22 protein-coding genes are annotated in these 25917 nt (G+C 59.2%); 8 read left to right on the plus strand and 14 right to left on the minus strand.

Translation table 11 applies throughout. The annotated features are described in order from the left end of the window. The first annotated feature begins 282 nt into the window (after nt 1-282). Nucleotides 283-2886 carry an EAL domain-containing protein gene (locus BMZ67_RS01335; protein ID WP_092020119.1) on the plus strand — a complete coding sequence of 868 codons (2604 nt, stop codon included), beginning with the start codon at nt 283-285 and terminating at the stop codon, nt 2884-2886. Here the strand turns inward: BMZ67_RS01335 and BMZ67_RS01340 are convergent. Genes BMZ67_RS01340 through BMZ67_RS01350 form a run of 3 tightly spaced genes read right to left on the minus strand, consistent with a single transcriptional unit; the run spans nt 2858 to nt 6158 of the window. Further along, a complete protein-coding gene (locus tag BMZ67_RS01340; RefSeq protein WP_092020120.1) occupies nt 2858-4342 on the minus strand; it encodes a flavin-containing monooxygenase in 1485 nt (494 codons plus the stop codon). The two genes, BMZ67_RS01335 and BMZ67_RS01340, sit on opposite strands and share 29 nt — an antisense overlap. Before the next feature lie 21 nt (nt 4343-4363). Further along, nucleotides 4364-5290: a reductase gene (locus BMZ67_RS01345; protein WP_092020121.1), complete on the minus strand. Its 927-nt coding sequence runs from the start codon at nt 5288-5290 to the stop codon at nt 4364-4366. A 25-nt stretch (nt 5291-5315) separates the two neighbouring features. Further along, nucleotides 5316-6158 (minus strand): SDR family NAD(P)-dependent oxidoreductase, encoded by an 843-nt coding sequence (locus tag BMZ67_RS01350; RefSeq protein ID WP_092020122.1) that lies wholly within the window; start codon nt 6156-6158, stop codon nt 5316-5318. Between the two features lie 104 nt (nt 6159-6262). Between BMZ67_RS01350 and BMZ67_RS01355 the strand changes: the two genes are divergently transcribed. Continuing rightward, the gene (locus BMZ67_RS01355; RefSeq protein ID WP_092020123.1) at nt 6263-6874 is read left to right on the plus strand and encodes a TetR/AcrR family transcriptional regulator; all 612 of its coding nucleotides are present in this window, start codon (nt 6263-6265) and stop codon (nt 6872-6874) included. 67 nt (nt 6875-6941) lie between these two features. Here BMZ67_RS01355 and BMZ67_RS01360 read toward each other — a convergent pair whose 3' ends face one another. The 4 genes from BMZ67_RS01360 to BMZ67_RS01375 form a co-directional block, all read right to left on the minus strand. Beyond that, entirely contained in the window at nt 6942-7553 is a 612-nt protein-coding gene (locus tag BMZ67_RS01360; protein WP_092020124.1) for a Yip1 family protein, read from the minus strand. A 100-nt stretch (nt 7554-7653) separates the two neighbouring features. Beyond that, nucleotides 7654-8226, minus strand: coding sequence for a glutathione S-transferase family protein (locus tag BMZ67_RS01365; RefSeq protein ID WP_092020125.1), 573 nt, complete (start codon nt 8224-8226; stop codon nt 7654-7656). Between the two features lie 9 nt (nt 8227-8235). Continuing rightward, a complete protein-coding gene (gene ald, locus BMZ67_RS01370; RefSeq protein ID WP_092020126.1) occupies nt 8236-9366 on the minus strand; it encodes an alanine dehydrogenase in 1131 nt (376 codons plus the stop codon). Between the two features lie 22 nt (nt 9367-9388). Next, complete coding sequence (locus BMZ67_RS01375; protein ID WP_092020127.1) at nt 9389-11206, minus strand: BMP family ABC transporter substrate-binding protein; 1818 nt, start codon at nt 11204-11206, stop codon at nt 9389-9391. 89 nt (nt 11207-11295) lie between these two features. On the opposite strand from BMZ67_RS01375, the gene BMZ67_RS01380 reads away from it, so the two are divergent. Further along, nucleotides 11296-12093: a dienelactone hydrolase family protein gene (locus BMZ67_RS01380; protein WP_092020128.1), complete on the plus strand. Its 798-nt coding sequence runs from the start codon at nt 11296-11298 to the stop codon at nt 12091-12093. Between the two features lie 63 nt (nt 12094-12156). Here the strand turns inward: BMZ67_RS01380 and BMZ67_RS01385 are convergent, their stop codons facing one another. From BMZ67_RS01385 to cysZ, 5 genes are all read right to left on the minus strand, one after another. Then, nucleotides 12157-12363, minus strand: coding sequence for a cold-shock protein (locus BMZ67_RS01385; RefSeq protein ID WP_091810972.1), 207 nt, complete (start codon nt 12361-12363; stop codon nt 12157-12159). Between the two features lie 226 nt (nt 12364-12589). Continuing rightward, complete coding sequence (gene crcB, locus BMZ67_RS01390; protein ID WP_092020881.1) at nt 12590-12970, minus strand: fluoride efflux transporter CrcB; 381 nt, start codon at nt 12968-12970, stop codon at nt 12590-12592. Nucleotides 12971-13019: 49 nt separating this feature from the next. Then, nucleotides 13020-15467 carry an acyl-CoA dehydrogenase gene (locus BMZ67_RS01395; RefSeq protein ID WP_092020129.1) on the minus strand — a complete coding sequence of 816 codons (2448 nt, stop codon included), beginning with the start codon at nt 15465-15467 and terminating at the stop codon, nt 13020-13022. A gap of 135 nt (nt 15468-15602) precedes the next feature. Next, complete coding sequence (gene rapA / locus BMZ67_RS01400; RefSeq protein WP_092020130.1) at nt 15603-18440, minus strand: RNA polymerase-associated protein RapA; 2838 nt, start codon at nt 18438-18440, stop codon at nt 15603-15605. A 12-nt stretch (nt 18441-18452) separates the two neighbouring features. Next, nucleotides 18453-19205: a sulfate transporter CysZ gene (gene cysZ, locus BMZ67_RS01405; protein WP_092020131.1), complete on the minus strand. Its 753-nt coding sequence runs from the start codon at nt 19203-19205 to the stop codon at nt 18453-18455. 93 nt (nt 19206-19298) lie between these two features. Here cysZ and BMZ67_RS01410 point away from each other — a divergent pair, with 93 nt between their 5' ends. Further along, nucleotides 19299-19685: a VanZ family protein gene (locus BMZ67_RS01410; protein ID WP_092020132.1), complete on the plus strand. Its 387-nt coding sequence runs from the start codon at nt 19299-19301 to the stop codon at nt 19683-19685. 501 nt (nt 19686-20186) lie between these two features. On the opposite strand, the gene BMZ67_RS01415 is transcribed toward BMZ67_RS01410, so the two are convergent. Continuing rightward, nucleotides 20187-20747, minus strand: coding sequence for a SixA phosphatase family protein (locus BMZ67_RS01415; protein ID WP_217642439.1), 561 nt, complete (start codon nt 20745-20747; stop codon nt 20187-20189). A gap of 60 nt (nt 20748-20807) precedes the next feature. Beyond that, a complete protein-coding gene (locus BMZ67_RS01420) occupies nt 20808-21458 on the minus strand; it encodes a 50S ribosomal protein L11 methyltransferase (protein ID WP_092020133.1) in 651 nt (216 codons plus the stop codon). A 133-nt stretch (nt 21459-21591) separates the two neighbouring features. Between BMZ67_RS01420 and mnmH the strand changes: the two genes are divergently transcribed. From mnmH to BMZ67_RS01440, 4 genes are all read left to right on the plus strand, one after another. Beyond that, nucleotides 21592-22680, plus strand: coding sequence for a tRNA 2-selenouridine(34) synthase MnmH (gene mnmH, locus BMZ67_RS01425; RefSeq protein ID WP_092020134.1), 1089 nt, complete (start codon nt 21592-21594; stop codon nt 22678-22680). 184 nt (nt 22681-22864) lie between these two features. Next, on the plus strand, nt 22865-23698 hold the full coding sequence (locus tag BMZ67_RS01430) for a mechanosensitive ion channel family protein (protein ID WP_092020135.1): 834 nt from the start codon (nt 22865-22867) through the stop codon (nt 23696-23698). Between the two features lie 230 nt (nt 23699-23928). Continuing rightward, entirely contained in the window at nt 23929-24489 is a 561-nt protein-coding gene (locus BMZ67_RS01435) for an aminoacyl-tRNA deacylase (RefSeq protein ID WP_092020136.1), read from the plus strand. 106 nt (nt 24490-24595) lie between these two features. Further along, nucleotides 24596-25891 (plus strand): FAD-dependent monooxygenase, encoded by a 1296-nt coding sequence (locus tag BMZ67_RS01440; protein ID WP_092020137.1) that lies wholly within the window; start codon nt 24596-24598, stop codon nt 25889-25891. Nucleotides 25892-25917 lie beyond the last annotated feature (26 nt).

The following is a 25917-nucleotide window of genomic DNA, read 5'->3' on the forward strand; positions in this document are numbered from 1 at the left end:
TTTTACGACTAAGCTCATAGGAGAGTTCGATTCAGACCGGAACTCGCGGGGTGTTGCAGGATCGATGAGGCCTACTATACCAGCGCCAGCCCCAACCTTGAGCACCCGCAGAATGGATAATGCATGAACACTTGGCCATGAAACTTTCAGACAGCCATGGGAACAGACTTTAAAATCTCGTAAAATGCTTTTAAGCTCAAGCTCTTATTAGTTAGGCAAATGGATTATCTCTCAGCACTTTCCCAAACTCGCTTGAGGAAAGGATAAACAGGTCAGCTGTCCATGGATTTTGAACATCCTTCCCACGGTTCATTAGCCGGCTCGCGGGTCGATCGCCTACAGCGCTCAATCACCAACCTGTGGCGGCCGCTGCTACTGGTCATCGCCGCCATTCTGTACGGCCTGCTGGCACAATCTGTGTTCAACACCCCCAGTCACGCCCCCTCCGGCGCCATCACCAGCTCGACCCCTGCGAACGACATTCGTGTCGACTATTCGATGCGAGATCTGGACGAAATTCTTACCGGCCGGCTCTGGCAGGACGACCAGTGGCTCCACGCCGAGCGCAGCGGGAGCGGCCTGGGCTATCTCAGGCATCCAGTGACTTTCCGCTTCCGCATCGAAAACCTGTCGGAGCGCCCCATGGAGCGGCTGATTGTGGTACCGGCACCGTTCCTGGACCATATCGCCCCCGCGGCGATTGGCCGCGACGGCGTTACCCGCATGCCGGTGATGGGGGATGAGTACCCGTTCAGCAACCGTATATACGACCTTCCGCAATGGGTCTGGCCGGTCACCATCGCCCCACAAAGCTCCACCCTGTTCCTGTTTGAAGTTCGCAACTCAGGGCCCACCATGCTGCCAGTATCACTGCAGACCCCGGAATCGGTGGTCGGGTCCACCGCCAGCACATTGGTCTGGAAGGCCTTTGTCAGTGGCGTCCTGGGGTTTGCCCTGTTGCTCAACCTGATGATCGTGACCCTGCTGCGACGCCCTGGTTTGGCGTGGCTCAGCGTATTGATGATCAGCATTATCCTTTCCCAGCTGGTGCTGGAGGGCTTTGGCCCATGGCTGCTCTGGCCCAATTACCCGGCGGCGAATGGCCTGCTCAGTGTCACCCTGCCCCTGTGTGTCATCGCCATCTGCCAGTTTACGCCACACTTTATTGACCTCCCGAGGCGCCCCACCTGGATCCTCAATGCGGTGTCGTTGATCGCCTTGCTGCTGCTGGTCACCACTCCGATCCGGATTCCCTACCTTGGCCAAGGCACGCTCCTGATTATCGCCGGTGCCGCACTTTTCTATATCCTGATCATTGTCACCAAGCGCCTGCATTCCCATCTATACGCCCGCTACTACGCGCTGGCGGTTATTGCCATATTCATTGGCGCAATCACGTCATCGATCCGCACAGTGGGCTTGGTTCCCGTCAACAGCGTAACCAACTCGGCGTTTTTCCTGGGCACAGCCATTGCCTCGATACTGCTGACCATGGGTATCGGACAGCTACTGCTGGAAGAACGCCGGCGGCGCCTGAGTGCCTCGATCCAGGCTCGTCAAGAGAAGTTGCGCCGAACCCGCCTGAAAGCCGATTACGACCAATTGCTGATCACCCACCAGAATACCGGTCTGCCCAACCGCCTGGTTCTGGAAGAAACCCTGGAAGAGATGCAGCGCCGGGGCGAACGCTACAACCTGTTCCTGGTACGCCTGGAATACTTCAGCCAGATCGAACAGTCGCTGGGTTACCAGGCCGCAACCAACCTGCTCAACAGCTACCTGGCCCGGCTCAACGATTTCCTCCGGGATACCTTTGGTGAGGCCCTGGTTCGCTTCAACCATAAAGGGCTGGCCACCATCGACATTACCAGCCACGCCTTCGCACTGCGAACCAACATGCTTCCCGGGCGGCCAGCCGCCATCCATAAAACCATCACCGACTGGCTCGAAGGCAGCTACATTGAAGGCCGCTATGCGTTCAGCTGGCACCCGTCTGTGGGCGTCGCCGATTCAGCCATTCACGGTAAATCCTCCGCTGAGGTGCTGTCCTGCGCCGGCTTCGCCGCACTTGATAAAAACCAGACTCTGACCGAATACGACTCTGATATCGCCCAGCAACAGTTGCGCAAGCAGGTCCTGATGCTCGACCTGGAAAATGCCCTCAGCAGCGGCGATATCTACCTGCTGTACCAGCCCAAAGTCAGTGTCCGCGACGGCAAGACAGTAGCATTCGAAGCACTGATCCGCTGGCAACACCGGGAGTTCGGCATGGTCACCCCCGACCAGTGGATACCGCTGGCGGAGCAGGTCGGAGCCATCTATCCGGTCACCCTTTGGGCACTGGACCGCGCCTGCCGCGACTGGCCATTACTGGCCCAGCACTACGGCCGCGAAGTTGCGGTGGCGATCAATATTTCCGCCCAGGATCTGAGCCAGCCAGGCTTTGATCAGGCCGTACTTGCCACCCTGCAAAACCACATGGTGCAGCCTCGTAACCTGATCCTTGAGATCACAGAAACGTCGGTGATGAGCAATACGGACAAAGCCAGGGCGATGATCCACCAACTGAGCAGTGCCGGTATCCAGATCGCACTGGATGACTTTGGCACCGGGCACTCCTCCCTGGGTACCCTGGCCAGCTTCGACCTCGATGAGCTAAAGATCGACCGCAGTTTCCTGGAGGACATCCTGACCAACCCAACCCGGCAACGGATATTCCGCACAGCGCTGGAACTGGGAGATGCCTTGCAGCTGAATATTGTGGTGGAAGGGGTAGAGAACGAGGCAACGGCCTATTGGCTCCAGCAGTTCCCGGGCCTGTACGGCCAGGGTTACTACTGGAGTCGGCCAGCGAGTGTTAAGCAGTTACTAGAGAGTAATCCCTGAGATCCAGCTCTTTCATCTGGTTAGCGTACTGGGACGCGAACCCCGGGTACATGGTGGCATTGAAGCCATCCTCGGTGAGATACCAGCTCTTGCAGCCGGAATTCCAGTTGGTCTTGGCCAGACGTTGCTGGATGGCCTCGTTGTACTCCTGCTGGGCACGATCCCGGACGGCAAGCGCTTTCAGGTTCCGGCTCAGAATGGTCTTGACGCCTTTGACGATGTAGTCGATCTGAGACTCCATGTAGACCAGCGCCGAGTTGTGCCCCGGTCCGGAGTTGGGCCCAAAGGTCAGGAACAGATTGGGATACCCGGCCACGTTGATGCTCTTGTAGGCCTGGGCACCGCGCTTCCAGTCATCGGCCAGGAGCCGGCCACCACTGCCACGCACCGGGAACGGCGTGCCCGAGTGGCTAACGTCAAACCCGGTCGCAAACACAATCGCATCGAACTGGTGCTCAATCCCCTCCACCGTACGAATACCGTGCTCCGATAGCCGGGCAATCGGCCAGGTAATCAATTTGCAGTTCGGCTGCTGCAAGGCCGGGTAGTAATCGTTCGACACCAGGATTCGTTTGCAGCCAATGCGGTAGTCCGGCGTGAGTTGTCGGCGCAGCCAGCGATCCTTGACCTGGCGCTTGAGGTGCCAGCGGCCCAGCCGTTCAGCCATCCGGGTGACCGGAGAATCCCAGATAACCGCCAGCGCCATGGATTCGTGAGCCAGATACAGCCCTTTGCGCAGCGCTGACTGGCTGGCCGGTACCTTGCGGAACAAGGTCTTCTGCCAGTCCGGGGTTTCAAAATCCGGACGCGGCATCACCCAGGCCGGCGTACGCTGGAACACCGTCAGCTTGCCAGCCTCCTTGACCAGCTCCGGAATGATCTGGATGGCGCTGGCTCCGGTGCCGATCACACCAACTTTCTTGCCGCGGAAATCGTAGTCGTGATCCCAGGCGGCGCTGTGGATCTTATGGCCCTGATAGTCTTCGATACCCGGAATGTCGGGGAAGCCGGCGTTGGACAAGGGTCCCTGGGCCATCACTGCGGCACGGCCAGAAAAGACCTCCCCCGCCTCGGTGGTGGCATGCCACACCCCCAGCTCATCATCGAAGGCCAGGTCGGTCACGTTCTGGTTGAAACGGATGTACTTCTGAAGCCCGAAACGCTCCACCATCGCCTGGATATAACCAAGAATTTCTTCGCTGCCAGAAAAACTGCGGGACCAGTCCGGGTTCTGGTCAAAGGAGTAGGAATACAGGTTGGACGGGATGTCACAGGCCGCCCCCGGGTAATTGTTATCCCGCCAGGTACCGCCGACACGGTCAGCACGCTCCAGGGTCACGATATCGCGGATACCCGCCTGCTGCAGGCGGATGGCGGCACCCAGACCAGCAAAACCGGCGCCAACGATCAGTACCGTGGCCGAGGGGTTCTTGCGGGTTGTTGTCGATTTGCTCATATCACACTCTCAGGGCCCAGGTCAGGCGGTCGGTTTGTAGGTCAGTTCCCGTACCCAGCTTGGGATGGCCGGCAGGGCCTTGCGGGGGATGTACCCGGTCAATCTGACGATGGCGTCCACGGGTGCGTGGTAGAAACGGTTGTCACGATCCACCACCCAACGGGAATGCTGCTTGATGATCTGAAACCAGACGTTGCGCCGCCCGTCTTCAGTGCGACCACCGATTTTCTCGAACTTGCGCATGCACTCGTACAGTTTCTCTTCGGACAGCCCCATAGCCACAACGTTGTCCCTCATTTTGTTGAGCAGAGGGAAATAGGAAGCAATGCCCAGGATCAGCCGCGGGTCCATCAGCTGTGCCGCCATCTCCACCATCTTGATGTAGGTAGCGCCATGGCCCTGCATTTCCATCACCGTGAACCCAACCCCCAAGTGGCGAGACTCGTCATCGTTGATCTTCTCGAACGCCTGGTGGCAAACCGGGTCGTCCACGGTATCGAGCAGGAACTTGCACAATGCGCCATCGAGCGCGATTTCCAGCATCGGCACCACTGTGCCCAGTACATAGACCGGCATTTCATCGCTGTATCGGTCCAGCCACTCGATGACCAGGCGCAGGTTGATGTTGGGCTCTGGCAGTTCGTCGCCGTCGAGCATCCCCCAGCGCTTCATCAGCGCCATTTCGGCATTGGCGTGGCGCTGTTCTTCGGCGTGGAAGTAGGTGTACAGCTCCCGTAAGGTGTCCGTAGGTGCCTTCTTGGCCATGGCGGCAAAAGCGCGGGCGCCCACGTGTTCGATCCACATCAGGTCGGCCATGAACTCTTTGAGCTTTGGCCATTGTTCTTCCGTAATCAGGTCGGCCCCTGGGGCCTCCCAATCAATGTCTGACAGCGCCCACTGGGTGTTCTTCACCTTGGTGAGCATTTTATCCAGGTCGATCTTAGCCATGAGTTACTCCTTGCGGCCGGGGAATTCAGTTCAGACGGCTGGCGCCAAAGCGGTTGATCAGGCCCGTGCCCAGTGCATAAGTGCGAGGGATCAGGCGTTTGGCCCGCCAGATCAGACGGGCATCAAACTGGGGCATAACGTAGAGATCACCCCGATCAAGGGCATTGAGGGCATCGTTGACCACCCGCTCGGCGGACATGCCAAAGCGGTTCATCAGCCGGTCAAACAGTTTTGAGGAATCACCAACGATGCGGCCGTTGGCATTGATGTTGGTTTTCACCAGGGTGGGACACAGCGCGGTCACAGCCACCCCGGATCCGGCCAGTTCCGCCGCCAGGGTTTCAGTGAGGGCAAGGGCGCCCGCTTTGGTCACGTTGTACGGCCCCATCAACGGCGCCGCTGAGAAGCTGGCGGTTGAGGCAACATTCACAAGGCCGCCCCGTCCGAGCTTGCGCAGCCTGGGCGCAAACACATGACAGCCATGGATCACCCCCCAGAGGTTAATCCCCAGGGTCCAGTGCCAATCCTCAATGGCGGTTTCGCCAATGGGTAAGCCACCGATCCCCACCCCGGCGTTGTTGATGACCAGGTCCACGTCACCGGGAAGATGCTCATCCGCGGCCTTGGCTAACGCTTCCACCTGGCCCAGGTCACTGACATCGCATTGGCAGGCCCTGGCCTGACCTCCACTGGCGGTGATCTGCCCGGCGGTTTCTTCAGCGGCGGCGAGATTGATATCCGAACACAGTACCGCGCCACCCCGGTTGGCGATTTCCAGGGCAAAGGCGCGACCAATACCACTGCCAGCGCCCGTAACAACCGCATTGGCACAGCTGCTCGGTTTCTTCGGCGAACCCATTCCGAACATGAAAGACCTACAATCGTTGCTTAACGTTTTCGTGGCCACAGACAGACCACCACCTGAGACCACGTTAAAGCGAATGCTTGTTCGGGTTCAATTCGGGAAAAATTATGGCCAGAGTACCTCGACAGAAACGTGCCAAAGCAACCGTCAACGCCATTATCGAAGCCGGATTCATCGCGATGGCCGAGCATGGCCCGGCAGCGACAACTACCCGGCAAATTGCTGATATTGCAGGGGTTGGTGTGGGCTCGCTGTATGAGTATTTCGACAACAAAGAGCAGATATTCCAGGTCATGGCCGAGCGCTTCGTGGCCGACACCATCGGCCTGATCCAGCCACTCATTCCGGCCCTTGTTCGGAAACCCATCAAGGAAGCCGTACGGGATTTGCTGCAACACTTCCGCAATTTCCTGCAGCAGGACGACGAGCGCTACCTGAAATGTGCCCGTCATGCCATGACCCTTGGCTTCGAAGAGCATATGGAGCCGTTACAGAAGGCCTTATCGGAACTGGTCACCCAGTACCTGATGCACCACCCGGAAACCCTCCGTATCCGGAACATCCCGACCATGAGCTACATTCTGATCAACGGCGGAATTTTTTCAGTGGTGCGGCATCTCTGTGACCCGGCCCCGCCCATCAGTTTCGACGAACTGGTGGATGGACTGGCCACCATGGTTGGCCATTACACAGAGCAGGAGATGGTATTGACGCAGTAGGGAAAAGCACCGGCAGGGCGGTAGGAGCGCTGCCACCCAGGCCAGGTGGCAGCAGGGCAAACGATGATTAGCCGCTGACAAAGACCGGACCGAAGCCAAAGTTCCACAGCAGCACCGAGCCCACCCGGGTAGACACCAGTATCACCAGCGCCACCGTCAACAAGGCTCCGCCGTACATAACAGCCCGCTCCTTGGGAATCTGCATCACAATGGGCAACCCATCGTACATCAGCCAGGCGCCATAACAGGCTGCGCCCAGAAACACCAAGGCGTTGAACCAGGGCACCGGATACAGCAAGGCGAAGCCGGCCAGGAACAGCGGGGTACAGGAATACGCCGCCAGCGCGATGCCGTTAGCCGCGTTGTGCTCCTCCCTGGCACCGTAAGTACGGGCCATCCAGTTGATGGCGTAGCCCAGGGCGAAAACCCCCACCAGCATGGCCAGGTAAGTCAGCACACTCAGCTGAATCGCACTGATTTCAGTCAGTTTGATGATCCGGTCACTGCCCACGGTCCAGCCAAAATAGGCGGTGGAGACATAAGCACAGATTGGCGCAATCGCCGCCAGCAGCAACACATACGTTACATACACTCGTGTTGGTGTTTCGTGTTCTTTTCGGATGGATGCCCACTCGTCGTCAGGGTGGGTAAACAGACCAAACGCATGACCCAGAAGCATAGCCGTTTCCCTCTTATTGTGTCAGTCACAGTCCGGAGTGCCGAAACACACCGGTGCACTTCACTAAAAACCTAGTCCAGAAACGGCAAAAGCTCCAACATCAGCTCACACGGGGATCGGTCTCGACCACACCAGGCCGATCACGGCAGCGGTCACGGTAAGCCAGTAAGACCGGCGCAGCTTTCCCCTCAAGCAAATCGCGGAAATCAATCCAGTCGACAAGGCAATAGAGGCAGATGGCCGGGTAGTTCCAGTGGTCAAAGTCTCCCGCCTCAACCTGTTCTGCCAGCGCATTCAGGGTCCGGGTTACCCGCTCGTGCTGGAGGGTGTAGAACAGGGAGTCCTGGTCAATATCGATGCCCGAGCGCTTCGACAGCAGCAGAGTGACGAACGAATCATTGGCTGCATCCACCAGGGTCAGCTGGTTTTCCTGATCCCAGTTCAGTGGTGGCAACCCCAGCTTCGGGCTCAGGTATCGGGCAATCACGCGGGAGTCGTACAGCACCTGACCGTTATCTTCCAGCATCGGAATCTTCAGTGCCGGCGTCTGCCTGCGCAGCTCATCCCGGTCACCGCCATAGATGTCGAGATTGACAAAATCGTGTGGGGTGCCGGCCAGTAACAGGCGGATCCGGCGTGCGTAGGGCGAGGTTGTGGAACCTACCAGTTTCATGTCATTCCCTCAGCGTCTGGAAAGTTGGTCAAGCAGAATGGAAGCCGCAACCGGCGTATAGCCATGGGCTTCGGCCACGCTTGGGTGTACCACCTGCCCACAACCGATGTTCAGGCCAGCCAGCAGGTGGGGGTCATCTCTGAGTGCCGCCACCGGCCCTTTGTTGGCCAATGCCAGTACAAAGGGCAGGGTCGCATTGTTGAGCGCCATCGCGGAGGTTCGAGCTACAGCGCCAGGCATGTTGGCCACACAGTAGTGCACCACCCCCTCTTCTACAAAGGTGGGATCGGCATGGGTTGTTGGCCTGGAGGTTTCCCCACATCCTCCCTGGTCAATGGCAACATCAACAAACACGCTACCTTCGGCCATCCGCCGTAACATGTCACGGGTCACCAGTTTTGGCGTCGATGCCCCGGGTACCAGCACAGCCCCCACGACCAGGTCGGCATTGATTACCGCTTGTTCAAGGGCCTCCTGGGTGGAAAACAGGGTTTTTATACGGTTGCCGTAGACATGGTCAAGGTGACGTAGCACGCCCAGGTCGCGATCCAGCACGGTGACATCCGCCCCCATCCCGACCGCAATGGTTGTCGCGCTTCGCCCGACCACACCGCCTCCAATCACGGTGACCCGTGCGGCAGATACACCGGGGACACCACCGAGCAGCACCCCCCGACCGCCCATGGACTTTTCCAGGCAATAGGCGCCAGCCTGCACAGCCATGCGCCCGGCCACCTCCGACATCGGCGCCAGCAACGGCAAGTGTCCGAGTTCGTCAGTCACCGTCTCATAGGCAATACATAGGGCTCCAGACGCCACGAGCTCGTCAGTCTGAGGGCGGTCCGGAGCGAGGTGCAAATAGGTAAACAGGGTGTGGCTGGAGTTGAGCAGCCGACGTTCACTTGCCTGGGGCTCCTTCACCTTCACAATCATTTCGGCTCTGGCATAGACCTCATCAGCACCGTCGACCAATAACGCTCCCGCAGCGCCATAATCGGCATCGCTGAACCCGGTTCCAGCGCCTGCCATGGCTTCAACCACAACCTGATGACCGTTGTGGCACAGTTCCCGGACCGAGGCCGGTATCAAGCCGACGCGGTATTCATGGTTCTTGATCTCCTTCGGAACGCCAATCAACATGACTACCTACCTCCCATCATTTTTACCGCTCATCCAGATAAGATGGCACCCTGTCCCACAGTTCAGCAGACTCACGGATTTCCGACAACTGGTTCCACATCAGCTCACAGAACTCCGGGTAACGGTCATAGAACCGCTTCGAAAACACCAGATAGGATGCCCCTTCCCCCAAATCGAGCGGAACCCGCTGGACACGCCCCCGGTAGCGTTCGTCCGCTGTCAGTAGCAGGTCCGCCAGCAGGTCGTAGTCCACAACCGCCTGGACCCGACCCCGGAGCAACATTTCAAACCGACTTTCCAGACGTGGGTTTTCGTAGACTTCAAGCCCCATGGCGCGCAAGCGCGCCGCCGCAGACGATGCCGTTGGCGCTAACACCGGCGATGGTAGCCAAGACGATGTCGGCAGATCGTCTGGCTGCTCAGGGCTGAGCCGGTAGGTCGCCCAGTTCCAAAGCATCAATGCCCGCTCACGGTCCGGACGCCCCGGTTCACCGGGTAGACGACCAACCTCATCAAACAGCGCCGGATCGGTCACACTGACCAGCGCATCCACACCGCCCTGGCGAAGGCTGATTACCCCTCTCCGGCGGGGCTGTCGCACGTAGTCGATACGAATCCCCATTCGCTCTTCCGCGATCGCAAGGGCATCCACCAGCAACCCCGGTCGCGGTTGAACCAGCTCATCGCCACTCCCCACCACCAAGGGAAACCGGGCCTCATCGGGCAGTACCAGGGTTAGAGCCTCGGGGCGGAAGGCCGAGTCAGTCAGCGCCTGCCAAAGCTCGGTATTCTCGTAACCGGTTTCCGGATCGAGCACACCCAGGACGATCTTGCGTTCAGCCATCTCAAGGTGCCGCACCAACGCCTCACCCAACAACGGCCGGCTGTATTCATCAATCGCCAGGCTCAAACCGCCCTGAGCAAGCCCCAGCATCTTGTGAGAGGCACTCCAGAGCCGGTAGCGCTCATTGATCAGCGAAACGTAGACCGCCTCATCCAGACGTTTCACCGCCGAGGTCAACACGACGCCGGGGAAAAGCGCGTTCTGGTTGGCATCCACACCAATCACCAGCCGGCGCTGGCGCCCGGCTTCCGCCATCGCCCCCAGGCCACTTCGCCCAGCCACCGAAAACAGGACGTCCACACCGTCCGCGTATAACTCGGCAGCCAGCCTCGCCCCCTGATCAGGGTCATCCCAGGGCCGCCGGCTGTGCTTTGACAGGTACACCTCGTGAACGTCGATCGCTGGATTGATGAATCGGGCGCCGGCCTCAAACCCGCGACGGAACTCACGAATAACGGATTGAGGTTGCGCCCCCATAAACCCGACATGACCCGAGGAACTGCGAGAGGCCGCCGCCATACCCGCCAGGAAAGCGACTTCCGCCTCCCGGAACGCCACCGAATGGACGTTTGGCAGAGTCAGGATGTAATCGAGCGTGACAAAGGTGGTCGCCGGGTAACGAGGTGCAACAGCAAGCACCGCTGGTGTCGAACTGCTGCTGGGGACCAGGATGGGGCTATAGCCCTGGCTGGCGATCGTCTCCAGCCGTTGCATACGTTGCTCCGGGTCGGCTCCGACGAAGCGGGTCACCGCAACATCATAGCGGTGTTCAAAGCGTTCAATACCTTCAATCAACTGGGCATTGAAACCGCTATCATCCAACGGGGCGCTGTTAAACAAAATCGCTGGACGGAACAGGGACAGGCCACTTGCCGGGACCTCCGCCGCCGGTGCCAAAGTTGTCGTCAGCAGCACTGTCAGCAAAACCGTCACCAGCCGCCGCAACGCCAAGTTCCGCTGCCGCCAACCTTCGATCCACCACCCCCAACCGTTCACCCACTCAGCTCCTTTCCGTCACGCAGGCCAGAACCAGCTACTCTTACGTTACCACCCGTTAAATAAAACCCATGACCCGAGGGAATGCAATGAAGCCCCATGCCCTGCTCCACCCCCTGATCGTGCTGGCAATCGCCCCTGCGCTGGTTCAAGCCGAGCTGCACACCGAGGAAATCAACTACCGGGTAGGCGATGATCAATTCACCGGCTACCTTGCTTACGATGACCAGATCAGCGGTCAGCGGCCCGGCATCCTGATCGTTCATGAGTGGTGGGGGCACAACGAGTTTGCCCGCCAGCAAGCGGAACGGCTCGCTACCGAGGGCTTCACCGCCTTTGCCCTGGATATGTACGGCAGTGGCAAGGTGGCCGACCATCCCGATAACGCCCGCCAGTTCATGCAGGCCGCCACGGAAAACAGCGACGTCATTCGCGAACGGTTCGAGGCAGCCATGCGGCTGCTTCAGGATCAGCCAACGGTGGATGCGAGCAAGATCGCTGCCCAGGGCTACTGCTTCGGTGGCGCAGTGGTCCTGAACATGGCGCGGATGGGGATGGATCTGGCTGGTGTTGTTAGCATCCATGGCTCCCTGGCCAGCCCGATTCAGGCCGAACCCGGACGGGTCAAGGCACGGGTTCAGGTCTATACCGGCGGAGCAGACCAAATGGTTCCGGCCGACCAGGTCGCCGCGCTGGTTCATGAAATGCAGTCCGCGGGCGTTGATTTAACCCTGACCAGCTATCCCGGCGTGAAGCATTCGTTCAGCAACCCGGACGCCGATGTCGTGGCCGAACGTTTTGGCATGCCCGTCGCCTATGACGAACAGGCTGCCGAGCGCACCTGGCGCGGCACCCTGGCCTTCTATCAGGAGCTGTTCGGGCGTTAAACGAAAAACCTACAGGCACAAAAAAAGGCAGCCTAAGCTGCCTTTTTAGTTATTGCCTGTTAATTACAGAGCAACAACGTTCTCCGCCTGAGGACCTTTCTGGCCCTGGGTAACGGTGAACTCAACCTGCTGGCCTTCAGCCAGGGTCTTGAAACCGTTGCCCTGAATTGCGCTGTAGTGAACGAATACGTCAGGACCACCTTCACGGGTGATGAAACCAAAACCTTTCGCTTCGTTGAAGAATTTAACGGTACCGGTAGTAGTAGACATGCTTACACTTCCTGAAATCAATCATATTACTGCCGCCACACTCACGGTGACGGACGTTTATAGGGAAAAACTCAACGCGCGGGTTCAAAAACAGGACGATGCACTACACACTACGGCGGAATACGTCTTATTCATGAAATGCTTTGCTAATCTTTCCTTCAGTGAGCACTCTACTCTTAGTTCCCTGACTTGCCAAGGGCATTTTCAATATAATAGGTGAGAATACTCAGCCCTTTAGCCAGTTGTAAGTCATGACCCCCAGCAACACCATCAGCAGGCTGCCCAGCAAATGCGCCAGGCTGCCAGTGACGGCCATCAGGTACTTGCCGCCCTGAAGGGCGGCGTACATTTCCAGGGAAAAGGTGGAAAACGTCGTCAGCGCGCCACAAAGCCCGGTGACCGCAAACAGACGCCACTCCGGGGCCAGCGTGGTGCCATGGCTAAAGTAGCTGATCAGTATACCGATCAGCCAGCCTCCGGCCAGATTGGCTACCAGTGTGCCCACCGGTATCACATGGTAGGGCGTATTCAGCCACAGTCCCAGCAACCACCGCAGATTAGCGCCAATGATGGCGCCGGTGCTGACAGCCAAAGCAGACCACCACAGGCTCATTGGCGCTTCCCTTTCGTCACTACCCGCGTCACCAAACTATGCACTACGCTGCGGAATGCCGGACCAGGGTTTCCTGGTTGCGGGCAAAGGCGTCGAATGCAAAATCATCCACAGTCAGCATTTCGAGAACACGGGCTTCGTAATCACGCATGAATTCCGCTTCCTCAGCCGACAGCAGGCCGGCCTCCAGCGCAGACTCCACCCGTTGTTCAGGGTGCAGGGATTCAACCGGCAGCTCACCTTTTCCGTAGGCCTTGGCAACCTTGCGATACAGCCCTTCCGCCCGTGCGTAGCCCTTAAGCAGGTGGTTGTAACTGGCCACCGGATTTTGTGCGCTACCCTCGCTTACAGACGTCCAGGCGCCTTCCAGCAGGCTTCCACGCAAGGCGGTATCCGTGGACATGGCCCTGGCCACCACACGGGTCAGGTCATCCCCGGGCGCATGCCAGCGCCGTCCCAGTGGCAGCGTGATTGCCCGCAAGGCCATGGCAACCGGCCGGTTGGGCAGGTTGAGCAGGAATTCATCCAACGCCTTTTCCGCCCGGTGGAGCAGCAGTTGCAGGCTGTAGCTCATCAACTCCTCCTCGCTTTCCACCGGTCGTGCTTCATACCACTGCTTCAGAACCATGGAGGCCAGGTAAAGGTTGGCAAGGACGTCACCCAGTCGCGCCGAGATCAGTTCACGCATTTTCAACTCCGCCCCCAGCGTGGTCATGGCCGCGTCGGAACACAGTCCGAATGCCGCACTGAAGCGGGCGACAGCCTGAGCATAGCGGCGAGAGACACTGTCAAAAGGCACTTCCGGGCGACCCAGTCCCAGCGCTTGGGTAAAGGCACGGGCCGCGTTCCCGAAGATCAGGCCGGCATGGCCGAAGAAGGCTTCGTCAAAGGCCATCTGGTCGTCGTTATCCTTAGCCGCCAGTTCCTGCAACACATAAGGATGACAACGGATCGCGCCCTGACCAAAGATCATCAGGCTACGGGTCATGATATTCGCGCCTTCAACGGTGATCGACACCGGCACGCCAGCGTAGCTGATGCCCAGGTAGTTGCGGGGACCCAGGGTCACCGCCTTGCCGCCGTGGACATCCATCGCGTCGGCCAGAGTCTGACGCTGGAATTCCGTCAGGTGGTACTTGAGGATCGCCGATGGCACCGCGGGCTTTTCCCCGTTGTCCACCATGTTGGCGGTCTGGTTGACCGCCGCCCGGGTAATGTAGGCGTGGGCGGCAATGCGGGCCAGTGGCTCCTGCACCCCTTCCATCTCAGCCACCGGTGTATTGAACTGCCGGCGCACCCGGGTGAAACCACCGGCGGTGCCCACCGCATAAGCCGCAGCTCCGGCCGCACCGGACGGCAAGGTGATGCAACGCCCGACCGACAGGCACTCCACCAGCATCCGCCAGCCCTGCCCCGCCATTTCCTGACCACCGATAATAAATTCCAGGGGAATGAACACGTCCTTACCGACGATGGGCCCATTCATAAAGGGACTGCCAACCGGGCAGTGGCGCCGGCCAATCTCCATGCCGTCGGTATCCCGGGGCACCAGGGCACAGGTAATGCCGTAGTCACGAGTATCACCGAGCAATCCGTCCGGATCAAACATGCGGAACGCCAGCCCCACCACGGTGGCGACTGGCGCCAGGGTAATCCAGCGTTTTTCAAAATTGAGGCGAAGGCCAATAACTTCCTTACCGTCGTAGGTCCCCTTACAAACAATGCCGGTATCGGGGATAGACGTCGCATCGGAACCCGCCCGGGGCCCGGTCAGGCCAAAACAGGGAATTTCACGGCCATCGGCCAGACGCGGGAGATAATGGTTCTTTTGTTCGTCAGTGCCGTATTTCAGCAGCAGCTCACCGGGCCCCAGGGAGTTAGGCACACCCACGGTGACCATTAGCGACTCATTGGGCGCCAGCTTCTGCAGCACCGCGGACTGGGCTTTGGCGGAAAAGCCAAGGCCACCGTAGGACTTGGGAATGATCATGCCGAAGAATTTTTCTTTCTTGAGGAAGTCCCACGCTTCCTGCGGCAGGTCCGCGCGCTCCACCGCCACGTCCCAGGCATTGCACATGGCAATGGCGGTTTCGCAGGGACCATCGACAAAGGCCTGCTCTTCTTCAGTTAAACCGGTATTGCGGTTGATCAACAGGTTGTGCCAATCCGGCCGCCCGCTGAACAGCTCTCCGTCCCAACCAACAGTACCGGCTTCAAGGGCAGTCTTCTCGGTCTCGGAAACCTTCGGAGCAACCTTCTTGAAGGTGTCGAACATTCGTCCCGTCAACCAGCTCTGACGAAAGCCCGGAAGACCCGCCGCGGCCACCGCGCCAGCGGCAATAAACAACACCAGGGCCAGCGTGCCGGAAGCAAACAGCAGGGACACCACACCCACCGCCGCCAACACCATAATGGCCGGCTTTGCGCCAGACTCCCTGGCCATCACCATCAGTAGTCCGGCAATGGCAACAAACAGAAGAAACCAGGTCATGGTAGCCTCTCTTTCCCGTTGGTTATCCTGAAATTCACTGCCCCAGGGTCACCCTACGACCAGGGGCAAAACCGTTAAATCACCTGGCACCACGTTACCCGATCACCAGACCGGTCGCCAGCACCAGGCCCGCCGTTACGAGGTCACGATCACACGAATGCCTTCCAGCACCAGGGTGGCGCGCGCCAGGGCTTCTTCGCTCATCGCCAGCTGGTCGCGGAAGAAGTCGATTTCCTCGTCACGAATGGCAGGATTGGTCTTCCGCAGTGCCTCCAGACGCTGGATCTCTGGCTGCAGGAAACCTTTCACCCGCGCCAGGGCCGCCTCACGCAGCGGCTCCAGATGATCCGCCGACAGCCGTTCTATGTGCCCCACCATGGTTTCCACTTCTGTGCGGATCTTTGGCACCACCGCCTGCGCAGTACGGCGGCGAATGTTGGAGCACAGATCATTAAGCCGGTCGTGTGGCAACGCCGCTGACAGGTCCCGTCCACGCACATCCACCAGCAGCCGCAGGGGCGACAGCGGCAGGTAGCGGGAAAGTTCCAGGGCATCCGGCGATGGGCAGTGCACACGGAACAGTCCTTCCAGCATCAGGGTACCTGGGGGCAGCCCTTTGACCGACATACTCGCCAGGGCGGCCTTGCCAAGATCCGTGCTGGTCACGGATTCCAGCACGCCCGTTACCAAAGGATGCTCCCAGCTCATGAAGGCCATGTCTTCCCGTTCCAGCGCCTGGCGCCGGTCCCAGGTGACGGTCAGGCCGTCTTCCGGGAGGTCGGGAACATGGCCGGTATGCCGCTGTTCGCTGGGCTTCAGTATATCGGCATGCTCTGAATGGTCTTCCACATCCACCCCGAGAATATCAAACGCCTCCATCATGAATTCCCGCACTTGCACGGAGCTCTCTTCCTCTTCGATCTGGGCAATCAGGGCTTGCGCCTGTTCCCGACGACAGGAGTTCAGCTCAATGAGCGCATCCCGGCCATTCTGCAGCAGGGCACGGAGGCGGTCCGCCTCGGTACGGCTGGCGGCCACCAGCGCCTCCAGATCAGCCCCGTCTTCGCCGTTGATCACCGCCTGCCAGGCATCCATCACCGTCTCCTGAACGGCCACGCCCACAGCACAGCTCTCAGCAAACGCATTCAGCCCTTCGTGGAACCAGCGGTACTGGGCTTCCTGGGTGGTCCCCTGCAGATACGGCAGGTGGATATGAATGGTTTCTGACTGACCAATACGGTCGAGACGACCAATGCGCTGCTCCAGCAGGTCCGGATTGGCCGGCAGGTCAAACAGCACCAGATGGTGAGCGAACTGGAAGTTGCGGCCCTCACTGCCAATCTCCGAGCAGATCAGTGCCTGGGCACCCTGCTCGTTTTCGGCAAAATACGCCGCAGCCCGGTCACGCTCAATCAGGCTCAGGTGCTCATGAAAGGCCGCACTACGGATGCCCGCCCGTAACTGCAGGTGGTATTCCAGCGCCATCGCCGTTTCCGCATGGGCGCAGATCACCACCACCTTCTCCCGCTTCAGACCCGTCAGCGTCTTTTCCAGCCACGCGACTCTCGGGTCCTCAGCCAGCCAGGCCTCGTCGGCAACGGCCCGTTCAGGGGCCAACGCTGCCATCCCGTGAGCATCAGCGTACAGATCCGGGCAGGGCAGTGGCACCGGCTCTGGCCGGCGTTCCGGAAAGCCCTGAATCGCAGCACGGGTGTTACGGAACAGCACCCTGCCCGTACCATGGCGATCAAGCAGGGCGTCCACAATGGCGGCAACCGGCTCTTCGGCCTGCATCAGGTTTGGCAAATCGTCCCCCAACCACCCGGCCAGAACCGCCTGGTCGTTGTCGTCCGGCAGCCCAGAACTGGCCAACAAGCGGCGAACCACCTGATTGACCTGCTCGTAATCTTGTTCCTGCTGGCGAAACACTTCAAGGCTGTGAAAACGGGCCGGGTCGAGCAAGCGCAGACGGGCGAAGTGACTGGCCACCCCCACCTGCTCTGGCGTTGCCGTCAGCAACAGGAGACCACGGGAAATATCGGCCAGGCGCTCCACGACCTGGTACTCCGGACTCGCGCCCTCAGGACTCCAGGCCAGGTGATGGGCCTCATCGACAACCGCCAGGTCCCATCCCGCCGCGAGCATGTCTTTCTGGGCTTCACGATTGCGGGTCAGGAAGTCCAGACTACACAGCACCAGCTGCTGACCCTCAAACGGGTTGTCCCGCTCGATGGGCTCTTCGCTGTCCTGGTCATAGTCGTCACCATAGTGGTCCTGATCGACGATGGAGAAACGCAGGTTAAAACGACGCAGCATTTCCACCAGCCACTGATGCAGCAGCGACTCAGGCACCACAATCAATACCCGTCGGGCACGTTCGGTGTGAAGCTGATAATGAATGACCATCCCGGCTTCAATGGTCTTACCCAGTCCTACCTCGTCCGCCAACAACACTCGAGGGGCGAATCGGGTCGCCACTTCATGGGCAATATGGATCTGGTGAGGCAGATGCTGGGTGCGGGCTCCAATCAGCCCCTGTGCAGGGGATGCACGTAACCGCTCCATGTGTTGCAGGGCCGCCACCCGCAACCGGAAAGCACCGTTGCGATCGAATTGTCCGGCAAACAGTCGCTGCTGCGGTGCCGAAAAGTTCACCACACTGCTCAGCCTGACTTCTGAAATCTGTTTCAGGGTGTCACTGCCATCATCGGCGTGATAAAGCATGACCCCGCCCAGGTCTTCTGCCTCGCGAACCGTCAGCCGGTCGCCCTCGAAGGTTTCGATCTGTTCACCAACCTGGAAAATCACCCGAGCCAGCGGCGCGCTATCAATCGCGTAGGTGCGCTCCTCATCAGCCGCGGGAAAACCCAGGGTCACCCGACGACCGGAAACCTCCGTCACAATGCCGAGGCCCAGTCCGGTATCACTGTGACTGACCCAGCGTTGTCCTATGACGAAATCTGACGTATCCAAAAAACCTCCAACTTATGTCTTTACCGGCAAACGGGATTCACGCACCCAGAAGGCGGTGGCACCGCAAACCGCAGCAGGAACAACTAACAGATTGAGCACCGGCACCATCGCCGCCAGCGCCACTGGAAACCCGAACCCCAGCGCAGACAACCGCCGCTGGGCCAGCTGCTTTTTCAACATGGGAAAGCTGACCCGGTTGTTATCCGCAGGGTAGTCGACATACTGCAAGGCCATCATCCAGCTATTGAAGATGAACCACAGCACCGCCGCAGCCAGGTTGATGACGGGAATCAATCCAATAATGAACAACCCCAGCGCGCGGGGCAGGTAATAGAGGATCTTCTGCACCTCTCGCCAAAGCGCCCGGGGGATGTCGCGGACGATCTGCGCCCAACCGCCTTCAACCGTAGGCTCCTCCCCCGTCAGGTGTTTTTCTGTCAATTCCGCCAGGTAGCCATAGAACGGTGAACCGATCAGGTTGGCCACCACCACGAAACCGTAGGCCAGCATTAACAGGATGACCGCGCCGTAGAGCAGCCAGAACAACCAGTCCAGGCTCTGCAACCAGGCCCAGTCCGGCAGCCAGCCCATGGCCGTCTCAATCAGCGACGAGAAGGCCGTCGCCATGAAGTACGCCATACTGACAAACAGCACGAGATTGATCATCAATGGGATAATTACAAACAGCCGCAGACCGGGCTGTTTTATCAGCCGAAACCCTTCGCCCAGATAGCCAAGGCCGTGGAAGAAGTTGCCGTTGAACATAGAAGCGGGCTCTCCAGTGGTCACTACCGCAATGACAGGGGTGGGGCGCAAAGCATATCATGTTGCGGCCCTTGCCACAGCCGAAACCGGACCATGACGCCCCTGAAAAGCCAGCTGTTTACCGTACTTCGTTACCAACCACTTTGGCGACTGGCCTTGGCCATATCCGCTATCGCCATTCTCTACCTGGCCACCACATCCGGCAGTGAATTGATGCCGCCCTCCCCCAGCGACAAGCTCAACCATCTAGTGGCATTCATGGAGCTGACCCTACTGGCCCGTCTGAGTTGGCCGAGAAGTCACCCCGCTGTCCTGCTCGCGCTCGTCGCAGCCTATGGCGTAGCCATTGAACTGATCCAGTGGCCACTGCCTCATCGCGAATTTTCTCTGGCCGATATGCTCGCCGACAGCGTTGGAATAATGCTGGGTATGGCGCTATGGCCCCTGCTACCGCCCCCGGTTTCCGAATCACCGCTTTAACCCAGGCTGGAGCAATGGAGAATATCGCCATTTTCCATGTAGGAAATATCTCACGCTGACGTAAGACAGTTCGGAATCCTTGCGTAGGCAGCCATTGGCAGTCGTCCAAACAAAATCGTAACCACCTGTTTTTTATTATTTATTTTCTTTGATCAAAATTCCCCCAGAACACCGATGGAAATCCGTCACAAATCCGTCAAAGTCGAATTGGTATAGTGAAGCCGTCAAGGATGACAGGGAATACGGAAGACGCTAGGAAGCACCCCTGCAACTGGAAGCGGGGAGAAGCAAGGACTCACGGACGCTAGGCTTTAGGGATAACAATCTGGATCGCTGGCTAGGAAGCTGGCGCCATGGAGCGGCGAGCCACGGAGTGGCAAACAGGATAGTGATGCAACATGGCTGTTGCAGTTTCACCAGACGCGACAATGGATGTCGCGACCGTTCCGAGCAAGGGCAACCCATGGTTGCCCTTTTTTTATTGTCCTATAACACCCGGGCTCAGTCGTCTTCCGGTACCGATTCTGCCAGCATTCTCGCCCGAACGATCTCCACCAGCTCGGCTGCCCCCCAAGACACCTCACTCCACTCGCCTGTCACCCGGAAGTGCGCCAACGTTGCTGTCGCCATCAATTTGCCATCGTCCGGCGTTTGCGGGGGCATAGAAGCCAGCTGGCGCACCAGGTCTTCCAACCCCGGGTTATGACCGACCAGCAGCACCCGCTGACAATCACCAGGCACCGTCTGCAACGCCGCCAGCAACACCTCAGCGTCTGCCAGGTACAGTCGTTTGTCGGTGTGAACCCAGGGGGCTTTTCGCCCCAGCGCCCGCACACACTTTTCGGCCGTCGATACCGTCCGTTCCGCAGGCGAAGACAGCACATAATCCGGTGCCAGTGCCTGCTCCACCAGCCACTCTCCAATACGCTTGGCACCCTGTCGCCCCCGCTTACGCAGTGGGCGATCAAAATCCGATACCGGCTGCCGCCAGTCGGACTTGCCGTGACGGAGCAGCAACAATTCCCGCATCATCTGAACGCCTCTACTTTCCCATTCCGCCATTTATATAGCGGTTTCCTTGTTACTAACCGATGACGACCGGCGGTTCGCCCAGATGGGCACTCAGCTTGTCTGGTAGATACGCACCTGATTAAACTCTTCAAACTCGTTGAGATCCGGCCAGGTGCGGGCTTCAATCACCGCCTGCCGACGATACTCCGGATCGCCCAGATCCTTGACTCGGGAATCGGCCAGCAGCACCTGGGGGGCCGCAGCCCTGAACTCCGCCAGAAAGCCTCGGTTGTCCGCATCATAAAGCACATCAGCAGCGGTGATTACCTCCACTCCCGACGGGCGCTGGTACCAGTCATCGCAGCGGGTCAACGCAACACCGTTCAAGGCGGCATTGGCTTCCGCCGCATCCAGCGCCGCCGGATCCAGGTCACAGGCAATCGCCTCGGCCGCGCCCGCGAGAGCGGCAGCAATCGCTACCACTCCCGACCCGCTGCCGAAATCCAGCACCCGCTTCCCCGCCACCAGCTCCGGGTGATCAAGTATCCACTTTGCCAACACCTGCCCGCTGGCCCAGCAAAATGACCAGTAGGCCGGCTCGCCCACCACCGCCTGGGCCTCGTCATGACTGAGCGGGCCTTGCAATACCTGCGGGTCGAACAGGTAGAGCTCAATAGCGGGACAGCCAGCGGGCCGGGTTACCGCCACGCGCCCTCGGCTCAGGGTCTTCTGCAGGTGGCGATCCAGAGTTTGTGCGGACATGGTGTTTCCTGTGATACGGGGAAAGGCCGACATTCTAATGTCCCTGACGCCATCCGGCATCCGCCAAGGACAATAATCCGCCGATTCCGCTATACTGCGCCTTCCATTCCGGTGCAGTGAATCACGCAAGCCCATGTCCAGACCGAATACCGACAATTACCTCCAGCTGTTCCTGAACGACATTCCCCTGATGGATGTCCGGGCACCGGTCGAGTTTGCCAAAGGCAGCTTCCCGCAAGCCATCAATGCCCCGCTGATGAACGACGACGAGCGTCACCGGGTGGGCATCTGCTATAAGGAAAAGGGCCAGCCCAAGGCTATTGAACTGGGACATCAGCTGGTGTCCGGTGACATCAAGGCGGAGCGAATTGCTGCCTGGAAGCGCTTCGCGCTGCAGAATCCGGACGGTTACCTGTTCTGTTTCCGTGGCGGACTGCGTTCGCAACTGACCCAGCGCTGGTTGCAGGAAGCGGGCCTTGAGTACCCTCTGGTAAGCGGCGGCTACAAGGCCATGCGCCGCTTCCTGATTGACAGCCTTGAGCAGCTCACAGCCTCGGCTTCGTTCCGCATCCTCAGCGGCAAAACCGGGACCGGCAAGACTCGGGTGCTCGCACGCCTGCCCAACCCGGTCGACCTCGAGGCGCTGGCCAACCACCGGGGCTCCAGTTTCGGCCGACAGGTGTCACCACAGCCAGGGCAGATAGACTTCGAAAATGCCCTTGCCGTTGCCATGCTCAAGGCCAGCCACCACCACAAGGGCCCCATCTACCTGGAAGATGAAAGCAAACTGATTGGCCGCTGCAGCCTGTCCGATGCCCTGCGAGCCCGGATGGCAGAAGCCGAACTCATGATTCTGGAGCGTCCGATAGAGGAACGCATCCGTATTATCCGCGAGGACTATGTTGAGGACATGCTCGCCGCCTACTGCGAACGGGATGGCGAAGAAGCTGGCTGGAGTAACTTCAGCGACTACCTGCTTAGCGCCCTCCACCGCATCCGCAAACGACTGGGCGGAGAACGTTATCAACAGTTACACCAACTGATGGAGTCAGCCCTCCAGCAACAGCGCACCCAAGACAACCTGGGGGGCCACGATGCCTGGATCCAGCAATTGCTGGTCGACTATTACGACCCCATGTACGACTACCAGCTCAGCCAGAAAGAAGGGCGCATTGTCGTTCGAGGTAACCCCGACGAGCTGGTTGCCTGGAGCGGAGCCTGACTCGAAGGCCCTTTTTGACAGCTTTTTCTTTTACTTCAGCAACATAATTTCGCCCAGACTGTCATAACCGCTACACGGCCAATACCATACTCTGCTATAAACAGGAGCAGAGCCCGTGATCGTTGGGCGCTCACTGACTTACCCGTTTCCCTAAAAAAACCTCAGATCTGAACAAGGAGTTCGAATGGAAGACCTCTTCGGAACGAACGGACAAGCCGCCGAGCTGATGGATCAGGCGACCAGCATGATCATGACTTACGCTCCCAAGGTGATACTCGCCGTCATCACCCTGATAGTAGGCCTGTGGCTTATCAACCGGATGGTGCGCGTTCTCGACGCCCGGCTCTCGGCCAAAGATCCGACACTGGGCAAATTCCTGGGCGGGCTGATCAGTGCCACCCTCAAGATCCTGCTGCTGATCTCGGTCGCGTCGATGGTTGGCATCGCCACAACCTCCTTTGTCGCCATTATGGGTGCGGCCGGTCTGGCCGTCGGCCTGGCTCTGCAGGGCAGCCTTTCCAACTTCGCCGGTGGTGTGCTGATCCTGATCTTCAAACCGTTCAAGGTTGGCGATGTAATCGAAGCCCAGGGCTACCTGGGTACCGTTGTGGAAATCCAGATCCTCTACACCGTCCTCAACACCTTCGACAACCGCCGTATTGTCATTCCCAACGGCAACCTGTCCAACTCCAGCCTGATCAACCTCAGCGCCTACGATACCCGTCGCGTCGACATGACCTTTGGCATTGGCTACGGCGATGACATCAGCAAGGCCAAAGCGGTCATAACCCGACTGCTGGAGCAGGACGAGCGGGTTCTCAAAGACCCTGCCCCCATGGTGGTTGTCGGCAAACTCAACGACAGCTCGGTGGACTTTACGGTCCGCGTCTGGGCAAAGGCCGAAAATTACTGGGGCATTTACTTCGATATGCAGGAAAACGTGAAGAAGACCTTCGATGCCGAAGGTATTTCCATCCCTTTCCCTCAACGTGACGTTCACCTGTACAAGGCTGACTAAGCCTGTGCCATACCGGGAACCCCATCCGGGGTTCCCTCTCCCCCCCACACCCATCACCAAGTGGGACAGAGCTCTCAAAACCCTTCGAAAACCTCTAGCATTCTTCCCTGTCTTGGCTAAGCTGACGGGTAAGGGTGTGCAGCCGACTCCTTTGCCACCCCTACGTACGGTTGGCACCACCGACTGACGACCAACCGGTAAACTGTCATTGCTGGTAGGAGGCTGTAACAATGCCGGTACAACAGTTGAAAGAGTTTCTCGATCAGGCGGGCGTTGAATACATGTGCCTGCCCCACCCTCCTGCGTTCACGGCCCAGCAGCTGGCCCATCACGTTCAAATCGCCGGCGACCGGGTCGCCAAAACCGTCATCATTGAACTGGACGGCAAAATGGCCATGCTGGTCATGCCCGCAACCTGGCGGGTCCGTTGGGATCGGCTCAGCAGCATCCTCGACACCGACTTTCTCGACCTGGCGGACGAGCAGGAATTCCAGGACCGTTTCCCGGACTGTGAGGTCGGCGCCATGCCACCGTTTGGCAACCTCTTTGATATGTCGGTTTATGTCAGCGAAGCGCTGACCAACCAACCCGAACTGGCCTTTGCCGCCGGCACCCATACCGAATCTATCCACATGAAAACCAAGGACTTTCTGGAACTCGTCCATCCAGTAGTGATTAACCAGGGCTTTACCAAACCCGGCGCTCAGAAACCGGCTTGGCTACGTAAGGGCCAGAAGCCCCGGCGACTACAAACAGATGACCTTATTTCACCGGACCTTATGGGGTATTAGTCCGCCAGAATTCTGCCCCAGGTCATCATTTACCCGCCAATGAGCGGGTACGCTTGTCTCCGTGGCCCCATCGCGTAAACTTGGGGGCCTCGGACAGGATACTCCTATGACGCAAGCGTATGACATTGTGGTGGTTGGAGCCGGGATGGTTGGCGCAGCCCTTGCCACCGGTCTTGGCCAGAATGGTTTTCGTGTCGCCTTGGTCGACCGCGATACCGCCGCAGACTTCGACCCGACCCAACCGCCCGACCTCAGAGTCTCAGCCATCAGCGCCGGCAGCGAACGCTATCTGCGGCAACTGGGTGCCTGGAACCGGATAATCGCCATGCGAGCCACCCCTTACGCCCGTCTCGGGGTATGGGATGCCGCCCGCCATCCATTGAGCAACCTACTTCCAGCAACGCTCGGGCGCACCGTGTTCAGTGCCCAGGACCTTAAAACCAGTCACCTGGGCCATATCGTCGAAAACCGCGTTACCCAGCGCTCACTGTGGCAATGCGCCAGCGATCAGCCAACGGTTTCGCTATTGATAGGCTGCAGCGTGCAGGCGGTCAGTCAGCAGGAAGATCAGGCCACAGTCATGCTTGATGACGGCACTGAGCTGACCTGTCAGCTGGTGGTGGGTGCCGATGGCGCCCAATCCCGGGTGCGGGACATGGCAGGCATTGGCACCGAGCGGGACCAGTATGGCCAGCAAGCCATGGTGATTTCCGTGCGTTATCGCGGTACCGTCGAGGATATTACCTGGCAGGCCTTCCATCCCAGTGGCCCTCGCGCTTTCCTGCCACTGCACAGCGCGGGCGAAGATTACCCTGGTGAGAGCTGGGCGTCGCTGGTCTGGTACGACAGCCCGGATACCCTGAACCAGCTTAAGGCCCTGGATAGACCAGCACTGCTGGCGCGGATTCAACAGGCGTTCCCGCAGGAGCTGCCCACGCTGACCCATGTCGATGCCTGCGCCAGCTTCCCCATTGCCCGCCAGCATGCCAAACAGTACAGCCACGGCCGGATTACACTGGTGGGCGACGCCGCACACACCATCAACCCCTTGGCCGGCCAGGGCGTCAACCTCGGTTTCCAGGACGCCCTCTGTCTGCAGGATCTGCTGAAGGAGTGTCGCCGCAATGGTCTGGACCTGGCGGACCGCACCAGCCTGCAACGCTATGAACAGCTGCGTCGCCCGGCCAACCGCCGCATGATGCTGGCCATGGACCTGTTCTACTACCTGTTCAGCAACCGCATTCCACCGCTGCACCTGGCCCGAAACCTGGGGCTGGGCCTGGCCCAGGCGCTTCCCTTTGCGAAAAATCGCGTGGCCCGCTATGCCATGGGCATTGAGGAGGAACTGCCAGCGGCGCTGCAGTTACTGGCCAGCCGTTTACCTGCACTGCCGCTGCCCTGAACCGGCAGCGATGCCAGCACACTTTT

The sequence above is a fragment of the Marinobacter zhejiangensis genome (assembly GCF_900114775.1).
In the GTDB taxonomy this organism is placed as follows: Bacteria; Pseudomonadota; Gammaproteobacteria; order Pseudomonadales; family Oleiphilaceae; genus Marinobacter; species Marinobacter zhejiangensis.

Excerpts from the sequence above, each read along its gene's own strand:
- BMZ67_RS01335 (WP_092020119.1), top strand. The coding sequence starts at position 283 with ATGGATTTTGAACATCCTTCCCACGGTTCATTAGCCGGCTCGCGGGTC.
- BMZ67_RS01340 (WP_092020120.1), bottom strand. The coding sequence starts at position 4,342 with ATGAGCAAATCGACAACAACCCGCAAGAACCCCTCGGCCACGGTACTG.
- BMZ67_RS01345 (WP_092020121.1), bottom strand. The coding sequence starts at position 5,290 with ATGGCTAAGATCGACCTGGATAAAATGCTCACCAAGGTGAAGAACACC.
- BMZ67_RS01350 (WP_092020122.1), bottom strand. The coding sequence starts at position 6,158 with ATGTTCGGAATGGGTTCGCCGAAGAAACCGAGCAGCTGTGCCAATGCG.
- BMZ67_RS01355 (WP_092020123.1), top strand. The coding sequence starts at position 6,263 with ATGGCCAGAGTACCTCGACAGAAACGTGCCAAAGCAACCGTCAACGCC.
- BMZ67_RS01360 (WP_092020124.1), bottom strand. The coding sequence starts at position 7,553 with ATGCTTCTGGGTCATGCGTTTGGTCTGTTTACCCACCCTGACGACGAG.
- BMZ67_RS01365 (WP_092020125.1), bottom strand. The coding sequence starts at position 8,226 with ATGAAACTGGTAGGTTCCACAACCTCGCCCTACGCACGCCGGATCCGC.
- ald (WP_092020126.1), bottom strand. The coding sequence starts at position 9,366 with ATGTTGATTGGCGTTCCGAAGGAGATCAAGAACCATGAATACCGCGTC.
- BMZ67_RS01380 (WP_092020128.1), top strand. The coding sequence starts at position 11,296 with ATGAAGCCCCATGCCCTGCTCCACCCCCTGATCGTGCTGGCAATCGCC.
- BMZ67_RS01385 (WP_091810972.1), bottom strand. The coding sequence starts at position 12,363 with ATGTCTACTACTACCGGTACCGTTAAATTCTTCAACGAAGCGAAAGGT.
- BMZ67_RS01395 (WP_092020129.1), bottom strand. The coding sequence starts at position 15,467 with ATGACCTGGTTTCTTCTGTTTGTTGCCATTGCCGGACTACTGATGGTG.
- cysZ (WP_092020131.1), bottom strand. The coding sequence starts at position 19,205 with ATGTTCAACGGCAACTTCTTCCACGGCCTTGGCTATCTGGGCGAAGGG.
- BMZ67_RS01410 (WP_092020132.1), top strand. The coding sequence starts at position 19,299 with ATGACGCCCCTGAAAAGCCAGCTGTTTACCGTACTTCGTTACCAACCA.
- BMZ67_RS01415 (WP_217642439.1), bottom strand. The coding sequence starts at position 20,747 with ATGGCGGAATGGGAAAGTAGAGGCGTTCAGATGATGCGGGAATTGTTG.
- BMZ67_RS01420 (WP_092020133.1), bottom strand. The coding sequence starts at position 21,458 with ATGTCCGCACAAACTCTGGATCGCCACCTGCAGAAGACCCTGAGCCGA.
- mnmH (WP_092020134.1), top strand. The coding sequence starts at position 21,592 with ATGTCCAGACCGAATACCGACAATTACCTCCAGCTGTTCCTGAACGAC.
- BMZ67_RS01430 (WP_092020135.1), top strand. The coding sequence starts at position 22,865 with ATGGAAGACCTCTTCGGAACGAACGGACAAGCCGCCGAGCTGATGGAT.
- BMZ67_RS01435 (WP_092020136.1), top strand. The coding sequence starts at position 23,929 with ATGCCGGTACAACAGTTGAAAGAGTTTCTCGATCAGGCGGGCGTTGAA.
- BMZ67_RS01440 (WP_092020137.1), top strand. The coding sequence starts at position 24,596 with ATGACGCAAGCGTATGACATTGTGGTGGTTGGAGCCGGGATGGTTGGC.